This window comes from Aurantimonas sp. HBX-1, from assembly GCF_021391535.1.
GTDB lineage: Bacteria > Pseudomonadota > Alphaproteobacteria > Rhizobiales > Rhizobiaceae > Aurantimonas.
The window spans coordinates 3,240,801-3,264,181 of the sequence record NZ_CP090066.1 but is presented as its reverse complement, the minus strand read 5'-3'; the positions used below and the strand labels follow the sequence as shown (position 1 = coordinate 3,264,181).

At 64.2% G+C, this 23,381-nt stretch carries 26 protein-coding genes; 15 read left to right on the top strand and 11 right to left on the bottom strand.

Annotated features, from left to right (window positions below):
* The first annotated feature begins 14 nt into the window (after window positions 1-14).
* On the top strand, window positions 15-998 hold the full coding sequence (locus LXB15_RS15535; RefSeq protein WP_233949303.1) for an amidohydrolase family protein: 984 nt from the start codon (window positions 15-17) through the stop codon (window positions 996-998).
* 123 nt (window positions 999-1,121) lie between these two features.
* On the opposite strand, the gene LXB15_RS15530 is transcribed toward LXB15_RS15535, so the two are convergent.
* From LXB15_RS15530 to LXB15_RS15510, 4 genes are all read right to left on the bottom strand, one after another.
* Window positions 1,122-2,351, bottom strand: coding sequence for an MFS transporter (locus LXB15_RS15530; protein WP_233949302.1), 1,230 nt, complete (start codon window positions 2,349-2,351; stop codon window positions 1,122-1,124).
* Entirely contained in the window at window positions 2,351-3,250 is a 900-nt protein-coding gene (locus tag LXB15_RS15525; protein ID WP_233949301.1) for an alpha/beta fold hydrolase, read from the bottom strand. Before LXB15_RS15525 ends, LXB15_RS15530 begins: the two co-directional genes overlap by 1 nt.
* Before the next feature lie 17 nt (window positions 3,251-3,267).
* Window positions 3,268-3,822, bottom strand: a complete 555-nt coding sequence (locus tag LXB15_RS15520) for a TetR/AcrR family transcriptional regulator (RefSeq protein ID WP_233949300.1) — start codon at window positions 3,820-3,822, stop codon at window positions 3,268-3,270.
* A 428-nt stretch (window positions 3,823-4,250) separates the two neighbouring features.
* Window positions 4,251-5,159, bottom strand: a complete 909-nt coding sequence (locus LXB15_RS15510) for a LysR family transcriptional regulator (protein ID WP_233953202.1) — start codon at window positions 5,157-5,159, stop codon at window positions 4,251-4,253.
* Window positions 5,160-5,243: 84 nt separating this feature from the next.
* Here LXB15_RS15510 and LXB15_RS15505 point away from each other — a divergent pair, with 84 nt between their 5' ends.
* Genes LXB15_RS15505 through LXB15_RS15495 form a run of 3 tightly spaced genes read left to right on the top strand, consistent with a single transcriptional unit; the run spans window position 5,244 to window position 7,362 of the window.
* Window positions 5,244-5,699 (top strand): ester cyclase, encoded by a 456-nt coding sequence (locus tag LXB15_RS15505; protein WP_233949299.1) that lies wholly within the window; start codon window positions 5,244-5,246, stop codon window positions 5,697-5,699.
* On the top strand, window positions 5,696-6,625 hold the full coding sequence (locus tag LXB15_RS15500; RefSeq protein ID WP_233949298.1) for an NADP-dependent oxidoreductase: 930 nt from the start codon (window positions 5,696-5,698) through the stop codon (window positions 6,623-6,625). Before LXB15_RS15505 ends, LXB15_RS15500 begins: the two co-directional genes overlap by 4 nt.
* A complete protein-coding gene (locus LXB15_RS15495) occupies window positions 6,622-7,362 on the top strand; it encodes an SDR family oxidoreductase (RefSeq protein WP_233949297.1) in 741 nt (246 codons plus the stop codon). Before LXB15_RS15500 ends, LXB15_RS15495 begins: the two co-directional genes overlap by 4 nt.
* 68 nt (window positions 7,363-7,430) lie before the next feature.
* On the opposite strand, the gene LXB15_RS15490 is transcribed toward LXB15_RS15495, so the two are convergent.
* Complete coding sequence (locus LXB15_RS15490; protein WP_233949296.1) at window positions 7,431-8,318, bottom strand: LysR family transcriptional regulator; 888 nt, start codon at window positions 8,316-8,318, stop codon at window positions 7,431-7,433.
* A 107-nt stretch (window positions 8,319-8,425) separates the two neighbouring features.
* Here LXB15_RS15490 and LXB15_RS15485 point away from each other — a divergent pair, with 107 nt between their 5' ends.
* The 4 genes from LXB15_RS15485 (at window position 8,426) to LXB15_RS15470 (ending at window position 11,730) form a co-directional block, all read left to right on the top strand.
* Window positions 8,426-9,289 (top strand): SDR family oxidoreductase, encoded by an 864-nt coding sequence (locus LXB15_RS15485; protein ID WP_233949295.1) that lies wholly within the window; start codon window positions 8,426-8,428, stop codon window positions 9,287-9,289.
* Between the two features lie 33 nt (window positions 9,290-9,322).
* Window positions 9,323-9,796, top strand: a complete 474-nt coding sequence (locus LXB15_RS15480) for an SRPBCC family protein (RefSeq protein ID WP_233949294.1) — start codon at window positions 9,323-9,325, stop codon at window positions 9,794-9,796.
* A 40-nt stretch (window positions 9,797-9,836) separates the two neighbouring features.
* Complete coding sequence (locus LXB15_RS15475) at window positions 9,837-10,904, top strand: alkene reductase (RefSeq protein WP_233949293.1); 1,068 nt, start codon at window positions 9,837-9,839, stop codon at window positions 10,902-10,904.
* Window positions 10,905-10,977: 73 nt separating this feature from the next.
* Window positions 10,978-11,730 (top strand): SDR family oxidoreductase, encoded by a 753-nt coding sequence (locus LXB15_RS15470; RefSeq protein ID WP_233949292.1) that lies wholly within the window; start codon window positions 10,978-10,980, stop codon window positions 11,728-11,730.
* 387 nt (window positions 11,731-12,117) lie between these two features.
* Here LXB15_RS15470 and LXB15_RS15465 read toward each other — a convergent pair whose 3' ends face one another.
* Window positions 12,118-12,786: a TetR/AcrR family transcriptional regulator gene (locus tag LXB15_RS15465; RefSeq protein WP_233949291.1), complete on the bottom strand. Its 669-nt coding sequence runs from the start codon at window positions 12,784-12,786 to the stop codon at window positions 12,118-12,120.
* An 80-nt stretch (window positions 12,787-12,866) separates the two neighbouring features.
* Between LXB15_RS15465 and LXB15_RS15460 the strand changes: the two genes are divergently transcribed.
* Window positions 12,867-13,997 (top strand): NAD(P)/FAD-dependent oxidoreductase, encoded by a 1,131-nt coding sequence (locus LXB15_RS15460; protein WP_233949290.1) that lies wholly within the window; start codon window positions 12,867-12,869, stop codon window positions 13,995-13,997.
* Between the two features lie 137 nt (window positions 13,998-14,134).
* Here LXB15_RS15460 and LXB15_RS15455 read toward each other — a convergent pair whose 3' ends face one another.
* The 3 genes from LXB15_RS15455 to LXB15_RS15445 all read right to left on the bottom strand — a co-directional run bounded on the left by LXB15_RS15455 (window position 14,135) and on the right by LXB15_RS15445 (window position 16,248).
* Entirely contained in the window at window positions 14,135-14,719 is a 585-nt protein-coding gene (locus tag LXB15_RS15455) for a TetR/AcrR family transcriptional regulator (RefSeq protein ID WP_255696859.1), read from the bottom strand.
* A complete protein-coding gene (locus LXB15_RS15450; protein WP_233949288.1) occupies window positions 14,716-15,180 on the bottom strand; it encodes a nuclear transport factor 2 family protein in 465 nt (154 codons plus the stop codon). The genes LXB15_RS15455 and LXB15_RS15450 overlap by 4 nt, the downstream gene beginning before the upstream one ends.
* A 168-nt stretch (window positions 15,181-15,348) precedes the next feature.
* Window positions 15,349-16,248 carry a LysR family transcriptional regulator gene (locus tag LXB15_RS15445; RefSeq protein WP_233949287.1) on the bottom strand — a complete coding sequence of 300 codons (900 nt, stop codon included), beginning with the start codon at window positions 16,246-16,248 and terminating at the stop codon, window positions 15,349-15,351.
* Between the two features lie 89 nt (window positions 16,249-16,337).
* Between LXB15_RS15445 and LXB15_RS15440 the strand changes: the two genes are divergently transcribed.
* Both LXB15_RS15440 and LXB15_RS21160 read left to right on the top strand, forming a co-directional pair.
* Window positions 16,338-17,099 carry an SDR family NAD(P)-dependent oxidoreductase gene (locus LXB15_RS15440; RefSeq protein ID WP_233949286.1) on the top strand — a complete coding sequence of 254 codons (762 nt, stop codon included), beginning with the start codon at window positions 16,338-16,340 and terminating at the stop codon, window positions 17,097-17,099.
* A gap of 36 nt (window positions 17,100-17,135) precedes the next feature.
* Window positions 17,136-17,597 (top strand): SDR family NAD(P)-dependent oxidoreductase, encoded by a 462-nt coding sequence (locus LXB15_RS21160; RefSeq protein WP_370640234.1) that lies wholly within the window; start codon window positions 17,136-17,138, stop codon window positions 17,595-17,597.
* On the opposite strand, the gene LXB15_RS15435 is transcribed toward LXB15_RS21160, so the two are convergent.
* Both LXB15_RS15435 and LXB15_RS15430 read right to left on the bottom strand, forming a co-directional pair.
* Window positions 17,563-17,748, bottom strand: a complete 186-nt coding sequence (locus LXB15_RS15435) for a hypothetical protein (RefSeq protein WP_233949285.1) — start codon at window positions 17,746-17,748, stop codon at window positions 17,563-17,565. The genes LXB15_RS21160 and LXB15_RS15435 overlap by 35 nt on opposite strands.
* A 355-nt stretch (window positions 17,749-18,103) precedes the next feature.
* The gene (locus tag LXB15_RS15430; protein WP_233949284.1) at window positions 18,104-18,649 is read right to left on the bottom strand and encodes a TetR/AcrR family transcriptional regulator; all 546 of its coding nucleotides are present in this window, start codon (window positions 18,647-18,649) and stop codon (window positions 18,104-18,106) included.
* Window positions 18,650-18,919: 270 nt separating this feature from the next.
* Here LXB15_RS15430 and LXB15_RS15425 point away from each other — a divergent pair, with 270 nt between their 5' ends.
* The 4 genes from LXB15_RS15425 to LXB15_RS15410 all read left to right on the top strand — a co-directional run bounded on the left by LXB15_RS15425 (window position 18,920) and on the right by LXB15_RS15410 (window position 23,371).
* Complete coding sequence (locus tag LXB15_RS15425) at window positions 18,920-19,774, top strand: alpha/beta fold hydrolase (protein ID WP_233949283.1); 855 nt, start codon at window positions 18,920-18,922, stop codon at window positions 19,772-19,774.
* 157 nt (window positions 19,775-19,931) lie between these two features.
* Window positions 19,932-20,552 carry a TetR/AcrR family transcriptional regulator gene (locus LXB15_RS15420; RefSeq protein WP_233949282.1) on the top strand — a complete coding sequence of 207 codons (621 nt, stop codon included), beginning with the start codon at window positions 19,932-19,934 and terminating at the stop codon, window positions 20,550-20,552.
* A gap of 63 nt (window positions 20,553-20,615) precedes the next feature.
* Window positions 20,616-21,764, top strand: a complete 1,149-nt coding sequence (locus tag LXB15_RS15415; RefSeq protein WP_370640233.1) for an isovaleryl-CoA dehydrogenase — start codon at window positions 20,616-20,618, stop codon at window positions 21,762-21,764.
* Window positions 21,764-23,371, top strand: coding sequence for a carboxyl transferase domain-containing protein (locus tag LXB15_RS15410; RefSeq protein ID WP_233949280.1), 1,608 nt, complete (start codon window positions 21,764-21,766; stop codon window positions 23,369-23,371). Before LXB15_RS15415 ends, LXB15_RS15410 begins: the two co-directional genes overlap by 1 nt.
* The last annotated feature ends 10 nt before the right edge of the window (window positions 23,372-23,381 follow it).

Sequence of the window (23,381 nt, the reverse complement as noted above, 5' to 3'; positions counted from 1 at the left end):
AGAAAGGTCCACGCATGAAGCTGATCGGCATCGAGGAGCATTACCTGACGGCGGATGTGCGCGCTGCCTGGGCGGCCGCGTCGCTCGCCGCCATCGACCCGAGCGTCGCGATCCATTCAGGCGAGGTCGAGCGTCGTCTGCTCGATCTCGCCGACCAGCGGCTCACATTGATGGACGAGACGGGCCTCGATGTTCAGGTTCTCTCGCTCACCACCCCCGCGTTGCATGACCTGGGGCCGCAGGGCGTCGATCTGGCGCGCCGCGCCAATGACGCCGTGGCGGAAACCTGCGCCCGGCATCCCGATCGCTTCCAGGCACTGGCGACGCTGCCGGTTGGATCGCCAGACAGCGCGGTGCTGGAACTGGAGCGCTGCGTATTGCAGTTGGGTTTCCAGGGGACGATGCTGTGCGGGCGGATTGGTGACCGCAATCTCGACCATCCGAAGTTTTCGCCGATCTTCGAGAGCGCTGCGAGGCTCGGTGTGCCGATCCTGCTACACCCCCGCACGCCCGCTTCAGCGGTACGATCGGCCTACTACTCGGGCTTCACGCCGGAGGTGGATGCGGCCTTCGCGATGTACGGCCTTGGCTGGCACTACGACGCAGGCATCCAGTTCATCCGCCTTGTGCTGGCCGGCATCTTCGACCGCCTGCCTGGCCTGCAGGTGATCCTCGGCCACTGGGGCGAAGTCGTGCTGTTCTATGCCGAGCGCCTGGCGGCCATGGATCGAGTGTCAGGTCTGAAGCATCCTATCGACAGCTACCTGCGCCGCAATCTGTACGTCACTGCCAGCGGTATGTTCAGCGCCGAGTATCTGGCGCGTGCGCTCGCGATCGTCGGAGCGGATCGCCTGCTCTTTTCCACCGATTACCCCTACCAGTACCGACCCGGCCGCGACGCGCGGCGGTTTCTGGCGGAATGCGGGCTGAATGATGCAGGCACAGCGGCTTTTGCTTGCGGAAACTGGGAACGGCTGACCCAACGCGTCGCCCTATGACTGGCTCAACCACAGTCCAGCGGCCGCTTTTTCCCGGGCTCGTGCGGCGAATAATCTATTCCTGAGCCAGGCTATGAAGCTTTCTGATCCGCCTTCCGGCATCAAGGGCGGGCATCCGGCACGTCATTGATAGGTCGTGCCATGATCCGAACTGATGAACTGGACCATCGCGACGCCAGCCGTGACCACGCCGAGCAAGCAGGTCATGCGCCAGCCCCAATTCGCATATGCCAAGCCGGCAATGGCCGAGCCGATGGCGCCTGCAGCGAAGTAGGCTGCCATGAACACTCCATTGAGCCGGGCTCGGTTCGATGCGGGCATGCTGAACACGTCGCGCTGCCCGAACACTGCGTGAGCGGTAACACCCGCCCCGATGAGCAGGGAGGCGACGGCAAGCAGCCACACGCCGCCTTGCTCGGGCATTCCCAGGATCGCCGCGGCAAATCCTGTCCCGACGAGCGCGATCGAGACGGCGGTACCGATCGAGGCATGGCCACGGTCGGCCAGACGCCCGGCTACCGGAGCGGCGAGCACGCTGGCGATCCCGGTCAGGGCGTACACGGCAATGCCGCTCTGCGAGAACTGGAAGCGGTCCAGCAGGACGAGAGGAACGGCAGTCCAGAATAGCCCGAATCCGAAGAACAGGTTGCAATGGATAACGGTCCGCCATTGTACGATCGGGCTTGCCCGATAGAGCTTGGGCAGACTTGCCAGGAGGCCACGATATGTTTCGGAAGAGCGTGGTTGCCGCTTCGGGAGAGCCCGTTGCAGACCAAGCGCGATGGCTGCGGTCAGGAAGGCCCCGACACCCAGCACGACGCGCCACGAGGTGAGCTCCGCCAGCGCGCTCGCGACGGGACGCGACACCATGATGCCGAACATCAATCCGGAGGTCACGGCTCCGATGACCCGCCCCCGTTCCAGTTCGGATGCAAGATGGGCCGCGTAGACGACGACGAGCTGCACCCCGACAGAACCGAGCCCGATGGCGAAAGTGGCGGGCAGAAGAATGGATGCTTGAGGCGCTAAGGCAGCCGAAGCCAGAGCAACGACCGACAGGCCGAGGACCATTGCGACGAGCCGCCGGTTCTCCACCAGGTCTGCAAGGGGCACGATCAGAACGAGGCCGATACCGTAGCCGATCTGGGTCATGCTGGCGACCAGTCCGGCGGCACTGTCGGGAAGCCCGACAGACTGGGCAACAGCCGCCACGAGGGGCTGCAGATAGTAGATGTTGGCAGCGATGATAGCGCATGCGAGTGCCAACAGCAGGGTCGGCACGGCACCCGCTCGCTCGCGGCTCGGGGTGTCGTGGCGTTCTGCCATGCCGGATGACAAAGCGGCCCTTTCCATCACTCCCGTCCGAAGAAGTCGTCGAACAATCGGGCGAGAGCTTCAGGTTGCTCCTCGGGAATGAAGTGGCCGCTCCGGGCGATGGTTTCGCCGCGAATGTCAGCCGCAAAAGGCCGCAATGGAATGGCCATGTCGGGGATCGAGCCTTGGTCTGCGCTGACCGCCAGGACCGGCATGGCGAGTTTGGAATCACGAACCAGCGCGCGATTTTGCTCGGCCGACAGAGCAACCGAACGATAGAAGGCAAGTCCCGCTCGCAGCGCCCCCGGTTGGCTGAAGATACGGACGTATTCATCGAGGTCGGCCTCACCGAAGCTCGATGGGTTGGCCGCTTTGCGGCGCAGGAACCAGTCCAGATAGACGCGCTCGCGCCCGGCTATCAGCGCCTCGGGAAGATCGGGGACGGCATGAAACGCGAAATGCCACGTCTTCCATGCCTTGTCGGGAGACGCCGGCAGCATGTCGGGCAGCGTGACTCCGGGGATGCCGGCATCGAGAAGGGCAAGCCGGCTGACCTCGTCCGGGAACATCAACGCATAGGGCAAGCCGACCCAGGCGCCGATATCGTGGGCGGCAAGGCCGTAGCGGGACATGCCGAGGCGCCCGAGCAAATCATGGATGCGCCGTGCAACCGTTCCCGTGTCGTAGCCATCCGACGGCTTGTCGGAGTCGCCCTGTCCGGGAAGATCCAGGGCGACGAGCCGGAAGCGTTCGGCCAGGAGGGGCATCACCTTGCGCCACGCGAACCAGCTTTGGGGATAGCCAGCCAGCAGCACCAGAGGCTCCGCGTCCTCCTGACCCGCCGTGACATAGTGCAGACGCACCCCGTCGATCGTCTCGAATCCATGGTTGAAGGAGGCCGCATCGAAAGGCGGCTGCGCACGAGTATGCAAGGTCATGACGTTTCCTGGAAGTTTCAATCGAGTGTCTTGAGAGCCGTGGCGACCAGGGCATCATGGTCGGCCGGATCATGCAGCTTTCCGACGGCCCTGAGCCCTTGCAGGAGGCCGAGGAGAATGTCGGCGCAGGGCTCGACCACCAGATCGCTGCGGATCGACCCGTCTTCTTGCCCCTCGCGAAGCATGGCGATCAGCGCCGACCGGTTGTTCGCCAAGGCTTTCCAGAGCGCATCATGCAGCGCGCCGTCCAAGGTCGTGGCCTCGATCAGCCCGGCCAGAACGAGACAGCCTTGACGCCCTTCCGAACCGGAAGCGGAATCCAGATAGAACCGCAGGGTTTCTGCAATGCGCTCACGCCCGGTGCGTAATCCGCGCAGCCGCTCGGCAAGCTGCCGCTGCCGGTCCTCCACATAGTATGTGAAGGCAGCCGCGAAGACGCCCTTCTTGTCCTTGAACGCCTTGTAGAGGCTTCCCGCCGTGAGACCGGTCGCCTCCTTGAGCAGGTCGATGGATGCGCCGTCGTATCCATGCTCGCGGAAGACGGGCACGGCACTGGCCAGAACCGCGTCCATTTCGAAAGCGCGAGGTCGTCCCATCACTGGCCGACGAGGTGAGGAAAGCTTGCTCATGGCCCTACATAGGGAACGTTCGTTTCCTATGTCAAGGATGGGAGCAATGCTGCCCGTGCTTTCTCGCCTTCAATGTCGGAAAGTGCCTGCTGCCATCGAAGTGGCGCCGTTCGAAAGAAGACGACAAGCAGCGCGGGAAGCGCCGTATCAACCAGGAAAAGAGCTCCGGCGAGTTTGCCGAACGCTGGCTGCAAGAGCACCGGATGGCCGAAAGCGCTCGGGCGATGCGCCGCTCGACCAGGTCGGCACGGTTGGGAAGCTTCGGTACAATGTGGTGAGCTCGGATTGCGCTTGCGCAGCAATCTAACGGTTGGGCGCATCCACACCCGAAGATGAAAGACGTCCTTTCTTCCTTTGACCTCCCAGCAGGATCATCCGATCGATTTCACGACTGCTTCCCGCAGCCAGCGTTGCGCCGGATGAGTGTCGTTGCGTCGGTGCCACGTCAGCACGAACGGGACGGGATCGAGATCGAGCGGAGGTGTGAGGACGCACAGGGCATCCTTGTACCCAGACGCAGCGACGACACCTGCCATCAGCGTTGCGATCATGTCCGACCCGGCGATCACTGCCGGCGCGGCGTACATCTGCGGCAGGGTGAGCGCGATCCGACGCTTCAGCTCTTGCCTGGCCAAAGCGGCGTCGACGAGGCCGAACCGCTCGTTCTCCGGCGAGACGAGCAGGTGGGAGAGCGCGAGGAACGCCGGTAGGTCGAGTTGCTGGCGCGTCGCAGGATGGCTGCGGCGGAGGACGCAAACGAACCGCTCATCGAACAGAGGGCGGGTGAGAATACGGGCCGCCGGGTTCGTCGGCGGCACGCCGACCGCAAGATCGACTTCACCGGCGTCGAGCATCGTCACCGCATCGTCCCGTGCGGTGAAGCTGCGGATGCGAAGGATCACCGCCGGCGCGACATCGCTCAGCCGCTCGACCAGCTTCGGAAGCAGGACATGCGCCGGGTGTTCGGATAGGCCGAGCGTGAAGATCGCCGATGAGGAGGCCGGCTCGAAGCTTTGGGTGAAGGAGAGCGTACGCTCGATCTCGGCCAATGCGCGACCGAGCGGCTCCGCCAGGTCCACGGCACGCGGCGTCGGCTGAAGGCCCGAGGGCCCGCGGACAAACAACTCGTCATTCAGCAATGCTCGCAGCCGCGACAATGCCGCACTCATGGCGGGCTGGGTGCGACCGATACGTGCGCCCGCTCGCGTCACGCTCCGCTCCGCCATCAGCGCGTCGAAGGCGACCAGCAGGTTGAGATCGATACCGTGCAAATCCATCACATGGATGCTCACACATATCATCTATCGATTTCAATAGCGTTCCGTTTGGCCCTACCTCCTGCGCACTCAACCAGGAGGGCTCGCATGAGCGACCTAAGAATATCCAGCACCGAAACGTCGGCCAGGGTCCGTTCGACGCTGGACACCTTCTACCGTGCCTTCGCAGGAGAGCCTGACCTGCTCGATCAGGTCGTGACGCCTGACTGGCAGGATATCCCGCTGGCCCCGGGGCAGGGTCCGGGTGCCGACGGAATCAAGCCAATGATCCGCGCCTTCAAGCAGGCCATCCCTGACCTCGCCATCACGGTCCATGACGTCATCGTGGATGGCGACCGCGTCGGCGTCCGTGCAGCAATGACCGGCACCCATACGGGCGAGTGGTTCGGTGTCGCGCCGACGGGCCGCGTTTTCTCGATCGGCCTGCACGAGTTCCACCGCATCGACCGGGGACGGCTCACCCACACCTGGCATCTGGAAGACTGGTTCGGTTGGCTGAACCAGATCGGAGCCTGGCCGGTCAGCAAGGAGACCGCATCATGAGGGCTGCACGCATTTCCGCCTATAAGGCTCAGCCCGTGCTGGAGGACACGTCCAGTCTCGAAATCGGGACTGGCGAAGTGCTGGTCCGCGTCGCGGCCGCCGGGCTCAACCCGCTCGACGTGAAGATCCAGCAAGGCTTCATGCACGACTTCTTTCCGGTCGAGTTCCCCTACACACTCGGTACGGATCTGGCGGGCAGCATCGAGCAGATCGGGCCCGACGTGGCGGGCTGGAGCATCGGCGACCGCGTCGCCGCGCGAACCGATCCGTCCGCAGGTGGTGCATTCGCCGAAGCCGCCGTGGTCCCGGCAACGCACCTTGCAAGGCTTCCGTCATCGGTGTCCTTCGGGCAGGCGGCCGGAATACCCACCACCGCCGGCACGGCCTCTCAGGCGCTGTTCGAGGTTGCAGGTCTCACGTCCGGACAGACGGTGCTGATCCATGCCGGTGCCGGCGGTGTCGGCAGCTTCGCGATCCAGCTCGCCCGCAACGCGGGCGCGCGTGTCATCGCCACGGCTTCCGGCGAGGGCGTTGCCATCGCCCGCCGCCTCGGCGCCGACCAGGTGATCGATTACAAGGCGCAGGCCTTCGAGGACGTCGTGGTGGACGTCGACGTCGTCCTGGACACGGTCGGCGGCGATACGCAGCAGCGCTCGTTCGGCGTTCTGCGACGCGGAGGCCATCTCGTGGCAACCCCTTCACCGCCCGACGAGGCATTGGCCACGGCGCACGGCGTGGAAGCCAGCTTCGTGTTCCATCAGTCAGACGCTTGGCGGCTGGCGAAGCTGATCGAGCAGGTGGCCGCCGGCGCGCTCACCGTACTGATCGATCGAACCGTGCCGTTCAGCCGGTTCGACGAGACGTTCGCCTATCAGGCCTCGGGCCGTGCCCGCGGCAAGATCATCGTCCAGGGAGTGGAAACATGACCGGGGAACGGCAGCGGGTCGCGATCGTCACCGGCGCGTCACACGGCATCGGTGCGGCCGTCGCCGAACGTCTGGCGAAAGACGGCATGGCGGTGGTGGCAAACTACGCAGCCGGCAATGAGCAGGCGGACGCACTCGTCGCAAAGATCGCGGCGACTGGCGGCAAGGCGATCGCCGTCAAGGCCGACGTCTCAGATCCGGCGGCGGTCAGGGCTCTGTTCGATGCCGCCGAGCAGGCGTTCGGCGGCATCGACGTCCTCGTCAACAACGCCGGCGTCATGCACCTGACGCCGATCGCCGAAGCGCAGGATGACGCGTTCGACAAGACCATTGCCGTCAACCTGAAGGGCGCCTTCAACGGCCTGCGCGAAGCCGGCCGGCGCTTCGGGGAGGGCGGCAGGATCGTCAGCTTCTCATCGAGCGTCGTCGGGCTCTACCAGCCGACTTACGCCCTCTATGCCGCGACCAAGGCGGGCATCGAGGCGATGACGCGCATTGCCGCAAAGGAACTGGGACCTCGCGGTATCACCGTGAACGCGGTTTCGCCAGGGCCGGTCGATACGCCGTTGTTCACCAACGGCAAGAGCCAGGAGCAGATCGACGCGATCCGAAAGGCGAACCCGTTCAGCCGTCTCGGCGAACCGGAAGACATCGCGCGTGTCGTTTCGTTCCTCGTCGGGTCTGACGGCGGCTGGGTTAATGGTCAGGTGCTGCGGGCAAACGGGGGAGTGATCTGATATGGCCAAGTCCATCCTCATCACACTCGACGCACACCGGGGTTCAACGCGGTGTCAGTGTCGATTTTCTAGAGATAGGCCGCGAGTTCGTCGGGAGTTCCTTGAGGAAAGGCCTCCCGCAAGTGGTCGAGGAATGCCGACACGCGTGCGCTCAGCAGCCGTCGCGACGGATAGAGCGTCCAAAGCGCGATCTCCGGACCTTCCACGTCGCCCCAGTGCACCAACGTGCCCTTGGCGAGATCGTGGCTTACGAGCGAAATCGGCAGCCGGCCGGCGCCCGCGCCTATCCGGACGGCATCGCGAACCATGACGAGTGATGACAGGCTCAGGATCGGATTGACGGCGATGCTCGCCCGGCCTGCTGGTGTCGTGACGTTCCACATTTCCGCCGGCTTTGCCGCCCCGCGCACGATCGCTGGAACAGCTGCTCCATCCGCTGGTGGCGCCAAATCGGGGCTCGCGACGACAACCAGCCGATCGCGCAGGAAGACCCGCCCCACGAGGCTCTCGTCAGGCGCGGGATTGACACGGATCACCAGATCATAGGCCTCCTCGATCATGTCGACCGACCGATCCTCGGTCGTGACCTCCAGGCGCACTTCCGGATACTTGAGCGCAAAGCCAGCCGCCAGTTTCCCCATCGCGGTTTGGGAGAAGAGTAGGGGGGCGCTGATCCGCAGCCTGCCACGCGGACTGTGCCCACGCGAGGCTATCGCCGACGCCGTCTCGTCAAGGTCGGTGAGCAACTGGCTCGTTCGCTCGAACAGGGCGCGTCCTTCCTCGGTCAGCTTGAGGACGCGCGCACCGCGTTCGAAGAGCCGCAGGTCGAGGCTGGCCTCAAGTTCGGCAACGCGGCGGGACAGCGTCGCCTTTGGGCGTCCGGCCGCACGCGAGGCCTTTCCGAACCCTCCATGACGGGCGACGAGCGTAAAATCGGCGAGAGCGGGAAGGTCCATGAGCGTTCCACCTGTGAGACGGCCTGTCTAGACTTAGCTACTATCGACACGAATGTGGATCGCTAACTTGAGGACAGCCAAACGGCCGAACTCAAGGAGTGACCCCCATGACCATTCTCGTAACCGGCGCCACCGGCAATGTCGGAAGCAATGTCGTCGAACAGCTCGTCAACCGCGGCGCCGAAGTCCGCGCTCTCGTCCGCGACCCGTCGAAGGCACATTTCGCCGACGGCGTCGAAGTCGTCCAGGGCGACCTGCTCGACGTCGACTCGCTGCGCAACGCCATGAAGGGCGTCTCCACGCTGTTCCTGCTGAACGGCGTCGTCGCCGATGAATTTACCCAGGCGCTGATCGCGCTCAACGTCGCCCGCGAGGCCGGGATCGAGCGCATCGTCTACCTGTCGGTGATCCACAGCGACATCTACGTCAACGTGCCGCACTTCGCCGGCAAGTTCGGCGTCGAGCGGATGATCGAGCAGATGGGGATGGGCGCCACCATCCTGCGCCCGGCCTATTACATGGACAACGAAATCACGATCAAGGACGTGGTCACCGGCTACGGCGTCTATCCGATGCCGATCGGCGACAAGGGTCTCGCGATGATCGATGCTCGCGATATCGGCGAGATCGCCGCGATCGAGCTGATCCGCCGCGAACAGTCTCCCACGCCGCTCCCGCTCACCCGCATCAACCTGGTCGGCCCGGACACGCTGACCGGCGCGAGCGCGGCCTCCATCTGGAGCGACGTTCTCGGCCGCGAGATCGCCTATCCGGGCAACGACACCGCCGGCTTCGAGCAAAACATGCGCCAGTTCATGCCGGCGTGGATGGCCTACGACATGCGCCTGATGGCCGAGCGCTTCGTGTCCGACGGGATGCTGCCCGAGGCCGGCGACGTGGACCGGCTCACCACGCTGCTCGGCCGCCCGCTGCGCACCTACCGCGATTACGTCGCGCAGATTGCCGGCTGACGCCGCCAGCCCTCACCGACAAGGACCACCATCATGATCTATTCGAGCGCAACCGTTCCGGTGAACCCGGAAGGCGAAACCACGCTCACCCGCGAGCAGGTCTGGAAAGGCCTCGAACTCAAGGCCCACGACGCCCGGCTGTTTCTTCCTTCCGGCCTGTGCACGAAATGCGACGTCACCGAGGAAAGCGCGACCCACTTCGTCCGGGACGCCACGATCGCCGGCGCCGACCTGCGCGAGATCATCGTGTTCGAGCCGCAGCGCAAGGTCACCTTCTTCCAGGCGACCGGCCCGCGCGAGGGCGCCATCGTGAACGAACTGTTCGAGGACGAGGCAGGCGCGCTTCAACTCAAATTCTACTGCTACCTCGGACTGCGCGACAAGCTTCCGAACGGTCCGGAAGAACAGGCCGAGCAGACGCAGTTCGACAGCGACAAGGGCTACAAGGCCGCGCTCCTGTCCACGCTGAAGCGCACCCGCGAGATGCTCGCCGAAGGCAAGCTCTGATCCGCGCGCCCACTGCATCCCCCAGTTCAGGAGAACTCCCATGACCGATCTCTGGTCCCCCATCAAACTCGGCAATCTGCAACTGCCGCATCGCCTTGCCATGGCGCCGATGACCCGCAGCCGGGCCAGGCCCGACGGCACCCCCGGCGACCTCGCCCCCGAATATTATTCGCAACGCGCGACGATCGGCCTGCTGGTCACCGAAGGAACTCAGCCGTCCGCGGACGGGCAGGGCTATCCGAACACGCCGGGAATCTATACCGACGACCATGTCGCCGGATGGCGCAAGGTAACCGACGCCGTCCATGCGGCCGGGGGCAGGCTGTTCGTCCAGCTCATGCATGTCGGCCGCAGGTCCCATCCGGATAACACCGCACATCATCGCCAGCCGGTCGCTCCGTCGGCGATCGCCCCGGGTGAAGAAATGTTCACCGGCAACGGCATGTTGCCGGTTCCGGAGCCCCGCGCGCTGACCACCGAAGAGGTTCGGCAGACCGTCGCCGACTATGCCTATGGCGCCACGCGGGCGATCGAAGCCGGTGCCGACGGCGTCGAGGTCCACGGCGCGAACGGCTATCTGGTGCACCAGTTCCTGGCGCCGAATGCCAATGAGCGAACCGACGAATATGGCGGTGCGCTGGAGAACCGCGCTCGGTTCGCGATCGAGGTCGTGCAGGCGATCGCCGCTGCCATCGGGCCGGAGAAGACGGCGATCCGCCTGTCCCCCGGCCTTCCGACCGGCGGCATCGTCGAAGGGAACGCCAACGACGATCTGTACCGGTATCTGGCGGCGGAGTTCGACAAGATCGGCATTGCCTACCTGCACGTGCTGCACATCGGCAATGAGGCGCTCCTCTCCGACATCCGCAGGGCGTTTAGCGGCGTGCTGATCGTCAACCGGCCGGGCCGTACCCGCGAGCAGGTCGGGACCGATGTCGCGGCAGGAATCGCCGACATGGAGTCCTTGGGCACCATGGCGCTGGCCAACCCCGACCTTGTGCATCGTTTGCGAACAGACGCCCCGTTCAACGAGGTGCGCAAGGACCTTTTCTACGCCGGCGGCGGAGCCGAAGGCTACACCGACTACCCCGTTCTCGAGCGCGCCTGACCCCGGACGCATCACCGCGGCGGCTGGCACGAGCCCGGCTCGTCCAGCCGCCAGCCCAACAAGGACTTATCCCATGAAGACGACAGGCAACACGATCCTCATCACCGGCGGCGGCACGGGGATCGGCGAGGCGCTTGCGCACCGCTTTCACGACCTCGGCAACACCGTGATCATCGCGGGCCGGCGGATGGAGACGCTCGACAAAGCAATCGGTAACCGGCCGAACATCCACGCGCTGACGTTCGATCAGAACGACCCCACCAGCATCGCGGCTTTCACCGAGAAGCTCGTCACCGATTTTCCCAAGGTCAACGTGCTGTTCAACAGCGCCGGCATCATGCGCATGGAAGGGGCGCTCGACACATTCCGCGATCTGGGCGACGCCGAAGCCTCGGTCACCAGCAATCTGCTCGGCCCCATTCGGTTGACCAATGCGCTGATCGAGCATCTGGTCCGCCAGCCTGATGCGGTGATCGTCAATGTCAGCTCGGGCCTGGCCTTTGTGCCGTTGGTGATCGCGCCGACCTATTCGGCGATCAAGGCTGCGATTCACAACTACACCGAATCGCTGCGCGCCGTGCTGAAAGGCAAGGTCGAGGTGATCGAACTGGTGCCGCCCGCGGTGCGCACGAGCCTGACCCCCGGCCAGCAGGACAACGAACGCTTCATGCCGCTCGACGCCTTCGCCGATCAGGCCATGGCGCGTTTCCAGCAGACGCCCACGCCGCGCGAGATCCTGGTGGAAGGCGTCGACTTCATGCGCAACGCCGAGGCCGAGGGCCGCTTCGACGATACCCTGGCCGCGATCAACCCGTTTCTCAAGTAGCCGCCAATTCTATCCGCTCCTGGACCCCTGGCAGATCGGAGGCACTGCCTCTCCTGCCGGGGCCCTTTTATCTCCGAGCGGGTACCTTGCGGGGCCCGCGAGGTCAGAGCGACCAAACATCGGGCACCTGCGATGACCTGGATGGTGAGTGCCGGGTCGGGCGACTTTTCCTGGCCTCTGGCCGATCCGCACCTATGTCGGGGACGGGATGTGCTGCTGGAGGATGCGAGGCGGTACGATGACTGCGTGGAGCGGGCCGGGTGGGCGTGCAACCTTCGCGTCTGGCACGGCATGATGCACCTCTTCCCGGCGAACGCCACCTTGCTGAAGGCCCCGAGTTGGGGCTGAGACGTGGGGGCTGAACGGTGTGGTTTCGTTCCGGCCCGGTCAGCGCTTTGTGTCGATCCCGGCGAGGATGAGGTCGATACCTGCGACGAACTGCTCGCGGTCGTCGTGTACAGGAAGGAGCGGTGCGATTTGATGGATGAATGGGTGCCGCTCAGGGTCCAGCTCCATCCATTTGGCCGCCACGATTTTCAGGGCACTCGTTCGATCTCTTCCGTCCCGAAAATGACGGGAGGCCACTGCATACTGCGCGGCAAGACCAAGCATGAAGCTCAGCAAGGCCGTCGCGGCGTCGAAGCGTCCTTGCTCAGGAACGCCGAACGCGGCGACCTGCGCACCGAGCCCCTCGAGGATTCGCAAAACCGCATACTGAAACGGATCGTTCGATAGCTGCGCTCCTACCCAGGGATGGCTGTCGATCGCATCGAATACCCCCAGGGCGAGGGAGCGGATTGCCTCTTGGGGAGAAAGTTTTCCGACGTCCTGCGGCTCGAACTTGGCGATGACGTAATCGGTGGCCGCTGCCAGCAGTTCGTCCTTGTCGGCGACATGCCAGTAGATGGCGCCGCTGCCCGTCTTCAAGCGCCCGGCCAGTGCACGGAAGGTGAGCCCAGCAGCGCCCTCGCTATCGAGAATGCCAATCGCGGCCTGCACGATCCTGTCCTTGGACAGAGCGCTGCCATGCTTCGGTCTTTGCGTACGATCAGCCATGTGCCTCCTTGACATATCTGGAACGGCGTTCCAATAACAATGTGAGTGGAACGTCGTTCCAGACGGCTGGGAGTTAAAGCATGACCTCTGTTGCGATCATTGGCGCGGGCCTTGGTGGACTGGTTCTGGCGCGCATTCTTTACCTCCATGGTATCCAGGCAACGGTCTTTGAAGCCGATCCCGCTGCCGACGCTCGAAAGCAGGGCGGCCAACTCGACATCCACGTTGAGGACGGCCAGGCCGCGCTCGCTGCCGCGGGTCTGAACGAAGCTTTTCAGTCGATCATCCATGAAGGCGGTCAGGCGACGCGCCTCGTCGATGATCAGGGCGTGCTGTTGTTCGAGCAGGGCGATGACGGTTCCGGTGGCCGCCCGGAGGTGCTTCGCGGCGAGTTGCGTCGCATACTCCTCGAATCCTTGCCTGAGGGGATGGTCCAATGGGGACGCAAGCTCACTGCCGTTGCTTCACTCGGTGGCGGGCAGCACGCTCTGACATTCGAGGACGGACCGACCGTCACAAGCGATTTGCTCGTCGGCGCAGATGGCGCATGGTCCAAGGTCCGCTCTCTGCTCTCGGATGCGATGCCGACTTATCTCGGCACGTCATTCGTCGAAACGTGGCTCTTCGACGTTGATTTGCGCCATCCCGCAACGGCCGAAATGGCGGGGCCGGGTGCCATGTTTGCGCTCACGCCGGGTCGAGGCATCCTCGTCCATCGCGAGGCCGACGCCGTCCTTCATGCCTATATCGCGCTGACCCGTCCGCTCGATTGGTTCGAGGGGATCGAGTTTGCCGAGCCTTCAATCGCCAAGGAGCGGATTGCCGCGGAGTTCCAGGGTTGGGCCCCGGAACTCAGAAGCCTCATCACCGCTGCGGACACGCCGCCGGTGCTGCGGCCCCTCCACGCGCTGCCTACGGGACATCGGTGGGCCCGTGTGCCCGGCGTGACGCTGATCGGCGACGCCGCCCATCTCGCACCACCGGCCGGCGAGGGCGCGAACATGGCGCTGTTCGACGGTGCCGAGCTCGCGGCCGCCTTGGTGGCGCACCCGGACTCGGTCGAGGCGGCGCTCGCGGCCTTCGAAGCTGTCATGTTCACACGTGCGGAGGCTGCCGCCGCGGTTTCGCATGAGATTCTGGCGCTCTGCTTGGACGACCGAGCTCCTTTCGGGCTGATCGACTTCTTCCAAAGCGCAGCGCCCCAGGCGTAAGTCCGACTTCTCCGCCCCAGGGAAACCTATCGCCGATTGGTGATCTGGAAATTCCCATCGGTAGAGGCGGCAGAAAACGCAGCGGCCGGTTTGAGCGGTTGTGGAGGATCTTGTGCCGGTGAATTGTACGATGCAGGTCAGCAGTTGTGCCGCGCTAAGGCGTCAAGCAGGGCCGCTTCGTGACGACGGACGATCCGCTTGAAGAGAGCTTCGTCCCCCAGTGCCCGCGCCAGAACGATGGCGCCCTGGATGCCGGACACCGTTTCCTCTGCGAGCTGCACGGCCAGCAGAGAGGGAACCCCGCCGGACTGGACGCACCGGGCCAGTGCCGAGATCCAGCGGGCAAAGTAGGTCTTCACCCTGGCCGCGAAGGCATCACCAGAGGAGCCGAGACCGATCCAGCCTACCAGGCATACTCTGCCTCCGGATCGAAAATAGACCGTCACCTCTGCGGTCATGGCCCTGATCGCCGCGGCCGGGTCACGGGCCTGCTCCAATGGCGTGAAGATCGTCATGACGAACCATCGGTCTATGTCAGCAAGAACGGCATCCATCATCTCCTCCTTCCCGCCGGGGAAGAAGTTGTAGAGGCTGCCCTTGCCCAGACCGGTCGCCTGCGAGAGCATCGACAGGCTCGCTCCCTCGAAGCCGTGTTCGCGGAACGCCTCTGCCAGTGCTGGCAGGGCGTCGGCGCGGTCGGTCAGGACCCGTTTCGCCTTCAGAGGTCAAGATCGCTGAGGGAGGGATGACCGTCTGGACGACGCCCAAGCGGCCAATGGAACTTGCGTTCGTCCTCCGCAATCGGACGATCGTTGATCGAGGCAACACGGCGGGCCATCAGCCCGGCGTCGTCGAACTCCCAGTTCTCGTTTCCGTAGGATCGGAACCAGTTGCCGCTGTCGTCTCGCCATTCATAGGCGAACCGCACGGCGATCCTGTTGCCGTCGTGCGCCCACACTTCCTTGATGAGCCGGTAGTCCAGTTCCTTTGTCCACTTGCGCGTCAAGAAAGCAACGATCGCATCGCGGCCGGTGAGGAACTCACCCCTGTTCCGCCACACGCTATCGACCGTGTAGGCCAATGACACCTTCTCCGGATCGCGGCTGTTCCAGGCATCCTCGGCCATGCGAGCCTTCTGTGCCGCTGTTTCAGGTGTGAAAGGGGGCAATGGCGGTCGAGACATGGCTGCACCTGCAAGCGTGATTGTACCGAACGGTACAACGTGACTTTGCCGGGATCAACTCCGTTTGCGCGATAGGAACAGCCTGCGCGGTCCGAGGGACCCCGCTCCCGCTGCCCGCCGGTGGCAAACTGTTACTTGTCCGACCCAATGATGGTTTCAGAAACCGGCTTACCAGCGGTTCTCCTGCACATAACCGATGAACGCGCCTAGCGGCGCAGGCACATGGTCTCGCCCGTAATAGTAAAGGAATGGTCCGCTGAAGCTGTGCCACCAAGGCTCCAGCACCGGCTGCAGCGCGCCGCTGTCAAGCGCCGGTCTCAACCACTCTTCGAAGAGCTGCACCATGCCGCATCCGTCGATCGCAGCGGAAACAGCGAGGTCCATTGCGTTCACATCAACCACCAAGGTTCCCGGGGGCTCGATACGGACGATTTCACCGTCACGCTCGAATTCCCACGGTGCGATTGCGCCGCTGCCGGATTTGCCCGGTAGGCAAGCGTGGTGGAGAAGATCACGAGGATGCGCCGGGCGGCCGTGCCGGGCGAGATAGGCAGGCGAGGCAGCGGTCGCGAAGCGTTGGCTCTTTGGCCCGATCGGCACCGCAACCATATTCTTGGTCAGCCGCTCGTCGTAGCGAATGCCGGCGTCGCAGCCGGCGGCGAGGATATCCACGACGCCGTGCTCAACCGTGACCTCGACGCGAACGTTCGGGAAGGCGGCCATGAAGCCGGGTAGAATTCGCGGCAGCACGAGGCGTGCGGCATTGATAGGCACGTTAAGACGGATCGTGCCGTTGGGCGTTTCGCGATAGTCGTTGGCGCGCTCAAGCGCCGCCTCAACGTCGGCCATCGCAATCTGTAACCGCTCGAGTAGGTGGGCGCCCGCCTCGGTGGGGACGACGCTTCGGGTTGTCCGATTGAGAAGACGGAGCCCCAGTTGGCTTTCCAGCCGCTTCACGGCCCCGCTGAGACTGGACGCACTGATGCCGGTCGCATGAGCCGCATCGCGAAATCCGCCCGCCGTCGCGACTGCCACGAAGGCGCGTGCAGCCGATAAGTCAGCAACCATTGTTCAAGTATCCGTACAGCATGTAATGTGATTACCACCTTATCTATCGCAATTGGGGCGCTTAGATCTCCGCGTGAAGGAGATCAATCATGACAGAGATGAAGCGGATCGCGATCGTAACCGGCGGTAGCCGTGGCCTTGGCCGTAGCACAGTGCTCAACCTTGCCCGGCGCGGGGTTCACAGCATTTTCACCTACAACTCGGCCGCTGACGAGGCGGACAAGGTGGTCGCCGCTGTCGGAGAAGCCGGCGCGAAGGCTGTGCCGCTCAAGCTCGACACCGGCAAAGTTGGGTCCTTCGATACATTCGTGGATCAGGTGCAGGAAGCACTGAGCACGCTGGGGGCGGAACGCTTCGACTACCTCGTCAACAATGCCGGAATTTCCAACCACACGGCGTTCGGCGATGTGACGCCCGAGGAGCTGGACAAGCTCTACGACGTCAATTTCAAGGGCGTTTTCTTCCTCACGCAGAAGCTGCTGCCGCTCATCAACGATGGTGGGAGCATCGTCAACGTTTCGTCGGGCGTTACCCGTTTCGTCAATCCGGACAGCGTCGCCTACGCGGTGTTCAAGGGCGCTGTGGAAGTCTTCACGCGATATCTGGCGCATGACGTCGGCAAGCGTAACATCAACGTCAATTCAGTGGCTCCGGGCGCTATCCAGACCGATTTCAGCGGCGGCGTCGTTCGCGACAACCCAGCGGTCAATAAGATGGTATCCGACATGACGGCACTGGGGCGCCCCGGCCTTCCAGATGATGTCGGCCGGATGATCGCGTCTCTGCTTTCCGAGGGGAATCACTGGATCAATGCGCAGCGTATCGAGGTGTCCGGCGGCATGAAGCTTTAGTTGCAAGCGGACGCGTGCCCACCGCTCGGCGGGGCGGTGGGCACGGAGGAGGGCGGAAGCACTATCGCCGTTCGCGCTGAGGTATCGAAGGTCGCGGAGATCGACCAACTGTCTGACGCCGCGCGGCAAAGGTACGGCCGGCACGACATCGTGGTCGCCTACGCCGGCATCGAACTGGTCGGGCGTAGCGCCACTGGTTTCGACGAGGCGGATTTCGACAGGCCGTTCGAGGTCAACTCCAGGGGCGCGATCATCACCATGCAGCCGGGTGCTCGCGACGTCGGGAATGGCGGCCGGATCATCTTCGTGGGTTCGAGAACCACCGCATTCCCGATGCCGGGCCATGCCCTCTACGGCAGCAGCAAAATGGCGCCGCGCTTCTGTCCACCCCCGGTGGCCCAAGGGATGCAGCAACCGCACCGAGTGTCGAGGGGCAGCAGAACCACGCCCCGCGGGGCTGTACTTATGGCCAGAGGCGCCCGAAGGCCTCGTCGATAGCCCCTTTGACTACCACGCTGTTTCCGCCGACGAAGAAGACCTCGGTCCGTTCCGCGCCCGCCTGCTTCAGGTGGGTGATCATCTGGACCACCACGATGATCTTTTGGTTGTTGGTGTCGACAAAATGCTGTCGCCCGGGCGAAGCTGCCATGTTGAGTCCTTTTCCAGCTGAACGGCTCTTAGAACGCAACGAGTCGCCGCGGTAAAGAAGGATGGCGCCGCTGCTTTCGCGGCCTCCATCTTGTCGCTCCTGGGAACGTTACCGTCATGAACTGGCGCTTCGAGGACTTCGCGGCGGCAGCAGCGCTTCTGGGCGGCGCCGTCAAACGGCCTCCAAAATTGCACGCCGAATGACAGCAAAGACCACGATAGATAGCATAAGCCCCTGCGATAGTTGCCTTGCGGCGATCGGTGGCACCGCCCTTGGCACCCCTGCGAGCCGCTGCCGAGACGCAACGCTCCGTCAGCGACACGCTTCTTCGTCCAGGCAATGAAGGCCGGAAGAGTCACGCCAAAGCGGGGTCAGGTGCCCGCTCAGCGGCCAGTCCCTCTACGACGTCGTCGATGATCTCGGCGAGTTGATCCGACGTTGCGCCGTCCCTGGCCTGCACCGACAGACCCTGCATCACCGCAACAAGCGAGCGTGCCAGGCGGTGGGCTCGTCGCTCTCCGGCAAAGCGGACCAGCAAGCTCGCAAGATGCAACCGCAGCCGCTCACGACGCCGGGCGAGGTCCTGCCGGATCACCTCGTGGTCGGGACCGCAGGCAATCGAGCCGACAGATATCATGCAGCCCGGCTCCCGTCCGTTGCGAACGGCCGTCGCGGCGGCCGCCATGAGGATCTCCCGGACCGCATCCTGCGTGGTGGCCAGATTGCCGAGGTCATCGATGTTCAGCCGGCCAATGCCGACCTCGTACCGGTCCAGGGCCTCGCGATAGAGGCCCGCCTTGCTGCCGAACGCGGCGTACAGGCTGGGGGCGGCGACGCCGATTGCCCCCGTCAGGTCGCTGATGGAGACACCCTCGTAGCCGTGCCGCCAGAACAGCGTCATGGCCGTCTCCACAGCGCGGTCGCGGTCGAAACTCCACGGGCGACCGCCGCGCGACTTGGGCTTTGGATTCGGGTGGGGCTCGTTCGGTTCCATAGCGTACATTAAACAACCTATTGACATTCGGCGTCAAGCAGGCGTTGATTAGCGATCGTTAATCAACATGGAGCTACCGCCTTGCGCCGTATCCGTTTCGCTGCCCTTCTCCTCCTCGGAGCAGTCCTGCTGCCCGCGATGTCCCATTCAGTGACGGCGCGTGCCGAAGTACCCTCCGTGAAAGCCGCGGACGCGGCCCAGACGGTGGAACGTCAGCATTTCACGGTACGCTCCAGCGATGGCGTCGCGCTGTCTGTGGAAGCACAGGGTGACCCTGACGCGCCGGAGATCCTCTTCATCCACGGACTGCGCCAAAGCCGTCTGAGCTGGGACAAGCAGTTCGATGATCCCCGCCTCTCGGCCTTTCGGATGGTGCGCTTCGACCTGCGCGGGCATGGCGACTCCGGCAAGCCCGACGATCCGGAGAGCTACGCCGATCCCCGGCTCTGGGCCGATGACGTCAAGGCTGTCATCGAAGGGGCAGGCCTCAAACGTCCCGTCCTGGTCGGCTGGTCGCTTGGTGGCTACGTTGCGGGGGCCTACCTCCATGCCTATCCCGGCGCGGCGGTCGCCGGCCTCAACCTCGTGGATGCGGTGGTCGCCTTCTCGCCCGAGTTCCTGACTCCGTTGGCGGCGCAGTTCGCGCAAAGCGTCATGGATCCGGACCTGGCCGTACGCACCGAGGCGACGGCGGCCTTCCTTCTGGCCTGCTTCCATGTCGATCCGACGCCGGACGAGTTCGACCGTATGCTGGTGGTGAACGGCATGACGCCCCCGGCGGTCAACGAGGGGCTGTTGAAGCTCCCGCTCGCCGACCTTCGACCGACGCTCGAGGCTTTTCGCGGGCCAATCCTCTTGTCGCATGGCGTTCATGATCGCCTCGTGCGTGTCGCGATGTCCGAGAGCGTTCGCGCCATCCATCCAGACAGCGAGATGGACCTGTACGAGAAAAGCGGACACAGCCCGTTCTGGGAGGAGGCCAAATCCTACAACCGCAATCTGGCGGCGTTCATGAAGCGCTCGGGAGGATAAAGCGCATTCCCATACTGCGAGGGAAAGCGTCCGCGTCCTCTTCTCCGGCTGCCCAGGCTTCTGCACCTGGGTGAAGCTCCCTGGGCGCTCCTGCTGAGGGTTTGCAAGAAGAGAAAGACTGCGCTAGTGAATGATCGTTCATGCACTGGAAGAGTCCATGCTGAAGAGCGAGGCGATCATTTCCGGCCATCCGAAGGCCAGCACGAAACAGGCGATCGAGCGCGCCGCGCTTAGCCTGTTCGCCGAGCGCGGCTATCCGGCCGTTTCCATGCGCGAGATCGCCGAGCGGGTAGGGATCCGCCAAGGCGGCATCTACAATCACTTCGGGAGCAAGCAGGCGCTTCTGGTGCATCTGATGGAAGGGCACATGCGTGCGCTTCTCGTTGCGCTCGATGCCTCGGTGCCGAAGGGGGGTGACCCTCGCGAGCGGCTCGCCCAGTTCGTGCGATTTCACGTGCTCTACCACCTGACGCAGCCTGATGATGTGTTCATCGCATACATGGAACTGAGGAGCCTGGAACCGGACGGGCTTGCCCGCCTGAAGGAGCTCCGGCGCGCCTATGAGGAGCGTCTGCGTCGAATCCTCGAGGCAGGGCAAAGGCTCGGCGTTTTCGCGGTTGCAGATGTGCCGGTCCAGGCGATGGGTCTGATCGCCATGCTGACTGGTGTGACCACCTGGTATCGCGACGGCGGCCGGCTGACCCGGGATCAGGTCGCCGATATTTACGCTGCAATGGTCATGCGCAGCGTCGATCTGGAGGAAGCTGAGAAAAGGTGAATGTGCCAGCCGTGAAAAGCGGCCGGTGTTCTTGTGGGAGGCAAGAAGGTGTTCGACCAGACAATGAATTTTGCGCTCGGCGAGGAGGTCGCAGCGCTGCGGGAGATGGTGCATCGCTTCGCCCAGGAGAAGATCGCTCCGCGAGCCGGTGAAATCGATGCTAGCAACGAATTTCCAAACGAGCTCTGGCGCGAGATGGGGGAGCTCGGCCTTCTCGGCGTCACGGTCGAGGAAGAGTTCGGCGGATCGGGCCTTGGCTATGTCGCCCATTGCGTCGCCGTCGAGGAGATTTCCCGGGCCTCCGCCTCGGTCGGCCTGTCCTACGGCGCCCATTCCAATCTTTGCGTCAACCAGATCCGCCGCAACGGCACCGACGCGCAGAAGCGCACATACCTGCCGAAGCTGATCTCGGGCGAACATGTCGGGTCGCTGGCGATGTCCGAAAGCGGCGCCGGATCCGACGTCGTCTCGATGAAGCTGAGGGCGGAGCCGAAGAACGACCGGTTCGTTCTGAACGGTACCAAGATGTGGATCACCAACGGGCCGGACGCCGACACACTCGTCGTCTACGCCAAGACCGATCCACAGGCCGGCCCACGCGGCATCACCGCCTTTCTGATCGAGAAGGGCATGGCAGGTTTCTCGACCGCCCAGAAACTCGACAAGCTCGGCATGCGCGGCTCCAACACCTGCGAACTCGTCTTCGAGGATTGCGAGGTGCCCTACGAGAACGTCCTCGGCGAGGTGGGCGGGGGCGTGAAAGTGCTGATGAGCGGGCTCGATTACGAGCGCGTGGTCCTGGCGGCGGGGCCGGTCGGCATCATGGCCGCCTGTCTCGACGTGGTGGTGCCTTACGTTCACGAGCGCAAGCAGTTCGGCCAGGCGATCGGCGAGTTTCAGCTGATGCAGGCCAAACTCGCCGACATGTATGTCACCACCAACGCCTGCCGGTCATATGTCTACGCCGTCGCTGCCGCCTGTGACCGGGGTGAGGTCAGCCGCAAGGACGCCGCCGGCTGCATCCTCTATGCTGCAGAGGCCGCGACACAGATGGCGCTGCAGGCGATTCAGGCCCTGGGCGGCAACGGCTACATCAACGAATATCCGACCGGCCGCCTCCTGCGCGATGCCAAGCTCTACGAGATCGGCGCCGGGACGAGCGAGATCCGGCGCATGCTGATCGGCCGGGAGCTCTTCGCGGAGACTGTTTGATGCCAGCCATTCAGAGCCAGATCTCCCCCCGCTCCGAAGCCTTCGCCGAAAACCGCAAGGCGATGCTGGCGCAGCTCGATGTCGCGCGCGAGGCTGCCGATCTGGCGCTGGCGGGGGGCGGTGAGCGGGCGCGCGAGCGGCATCTGTCGCGGGGCAAGCTTCTGCCGCGCGACCGGGTGGAGGGGCTTCTCGACCGCGGCTCGCCCTTTCTCGAAATCGGCCTCTTCGCCGCTCATGGACTTTATGGCGGCGCGGTGCCGGCGGCTGGCGCGATCGCCGGTATCGGCCGGGTGAAAGGCCGCGAGGTCATGGTTCTCGCCAATGACGCGACGGTGAAGGGCGGCACCTATTTCCCGCTGACCGTCAAGAAGCACCTGCGCGCCCAGGAGATCGCCGAGGCGAACAACCTGCCTTGCGTCTATCTGGTCGATTCCGGCGGCGCCAACCTGCCGAACCAGGACGAGGTGTTTCCCGACCGCGATCATTTCGGCCGCATCTTCTTCAATCAGGCGCAGATGAGCGCCAAGGGCATAGCCCAGATCGCCGTCGTCATGGGGTCCTGCACCGCCGGCGGCGCCTATGTGCCGGCGATGAGCGACGAGACCATCATCGTAAAGGATCAGGGCACGATCTTTCTGGCTGGCCCGCCGCTCGTCAAGGCGGCGACCGGCGAGGACGTCGCGGCGGAGGATCTCGGCGGCGGCGACGTTCACACCCGTCTCTCCGGCGTCGCGGATCATCTTGCTCATGACGATCTCCACGCGCTGGAACTGGCACGGGACATCGTGGGCAATCTCGGCCGCGCGGAACCGGCGAAGATCGCGCGGCAGACGCCAGAAGAGCCGGCCTATGACCCGGAAGAAATCCTCGGCATCGTGCCCGCCGACCCGAAGACCCCCTATGACGTGCGCGAGATGATCGCCCGTCTCGTCGATGGCTCGCGCTTCGACGAGTTCAAGGCGCGCTACGGGACGACCATCGTCTGCGGCTTTGCCCATCTTTACGGGATCCCGGTCGGAATCGTCGCCAACAACGGCGTCATCTTTTCCGAAAGCGCGGTGAAGGCGGCGCATTTCGTCGAGCTCTGCTCCCAGCGCAAGATCCCGCTCGTCTTCCTGCAGAATGTCACCGGCTTCATGGTCGGGCGCAAATACGAGGCCGGCGGCATCGCCAAGAACGGTGCCAAGCTGGTGACGGCGGTCTCGACCACGGCAGTGCCGAAGATCACCATGCTGATCGGCGGCTCATACGGCGCCGGCAATTACGGCATGTGCGGCCGGGCTTTTTCGCCCCGCTTCCTGTGGAGCTGGCCGAACAGCCGCATCGCGGTGATGGGCGGTGAACAGGCGGCGAAGACGCTCGCCATCGTCAAGCGCCAGGCGATGGAAAAACGCGGCCAGGACTGGAGCGCGGAAGAGGAAGAGACGTTCCGCAAGCCGACGGAGGACATGTTCACCCGCCAGAGCCATCCGCTCTACGCCTCGGCGCGGCTTTGGGACGACGGCATCGTCGATCCGCGCCGGAGCCGGCAGATCCTTGGCCTGTCGCTCGCCGCCAGCCTCAACGCGCCGATCGAAGACACGCGCTTCGGCCTGTTTCGGATGTGAGGGGAGCGAG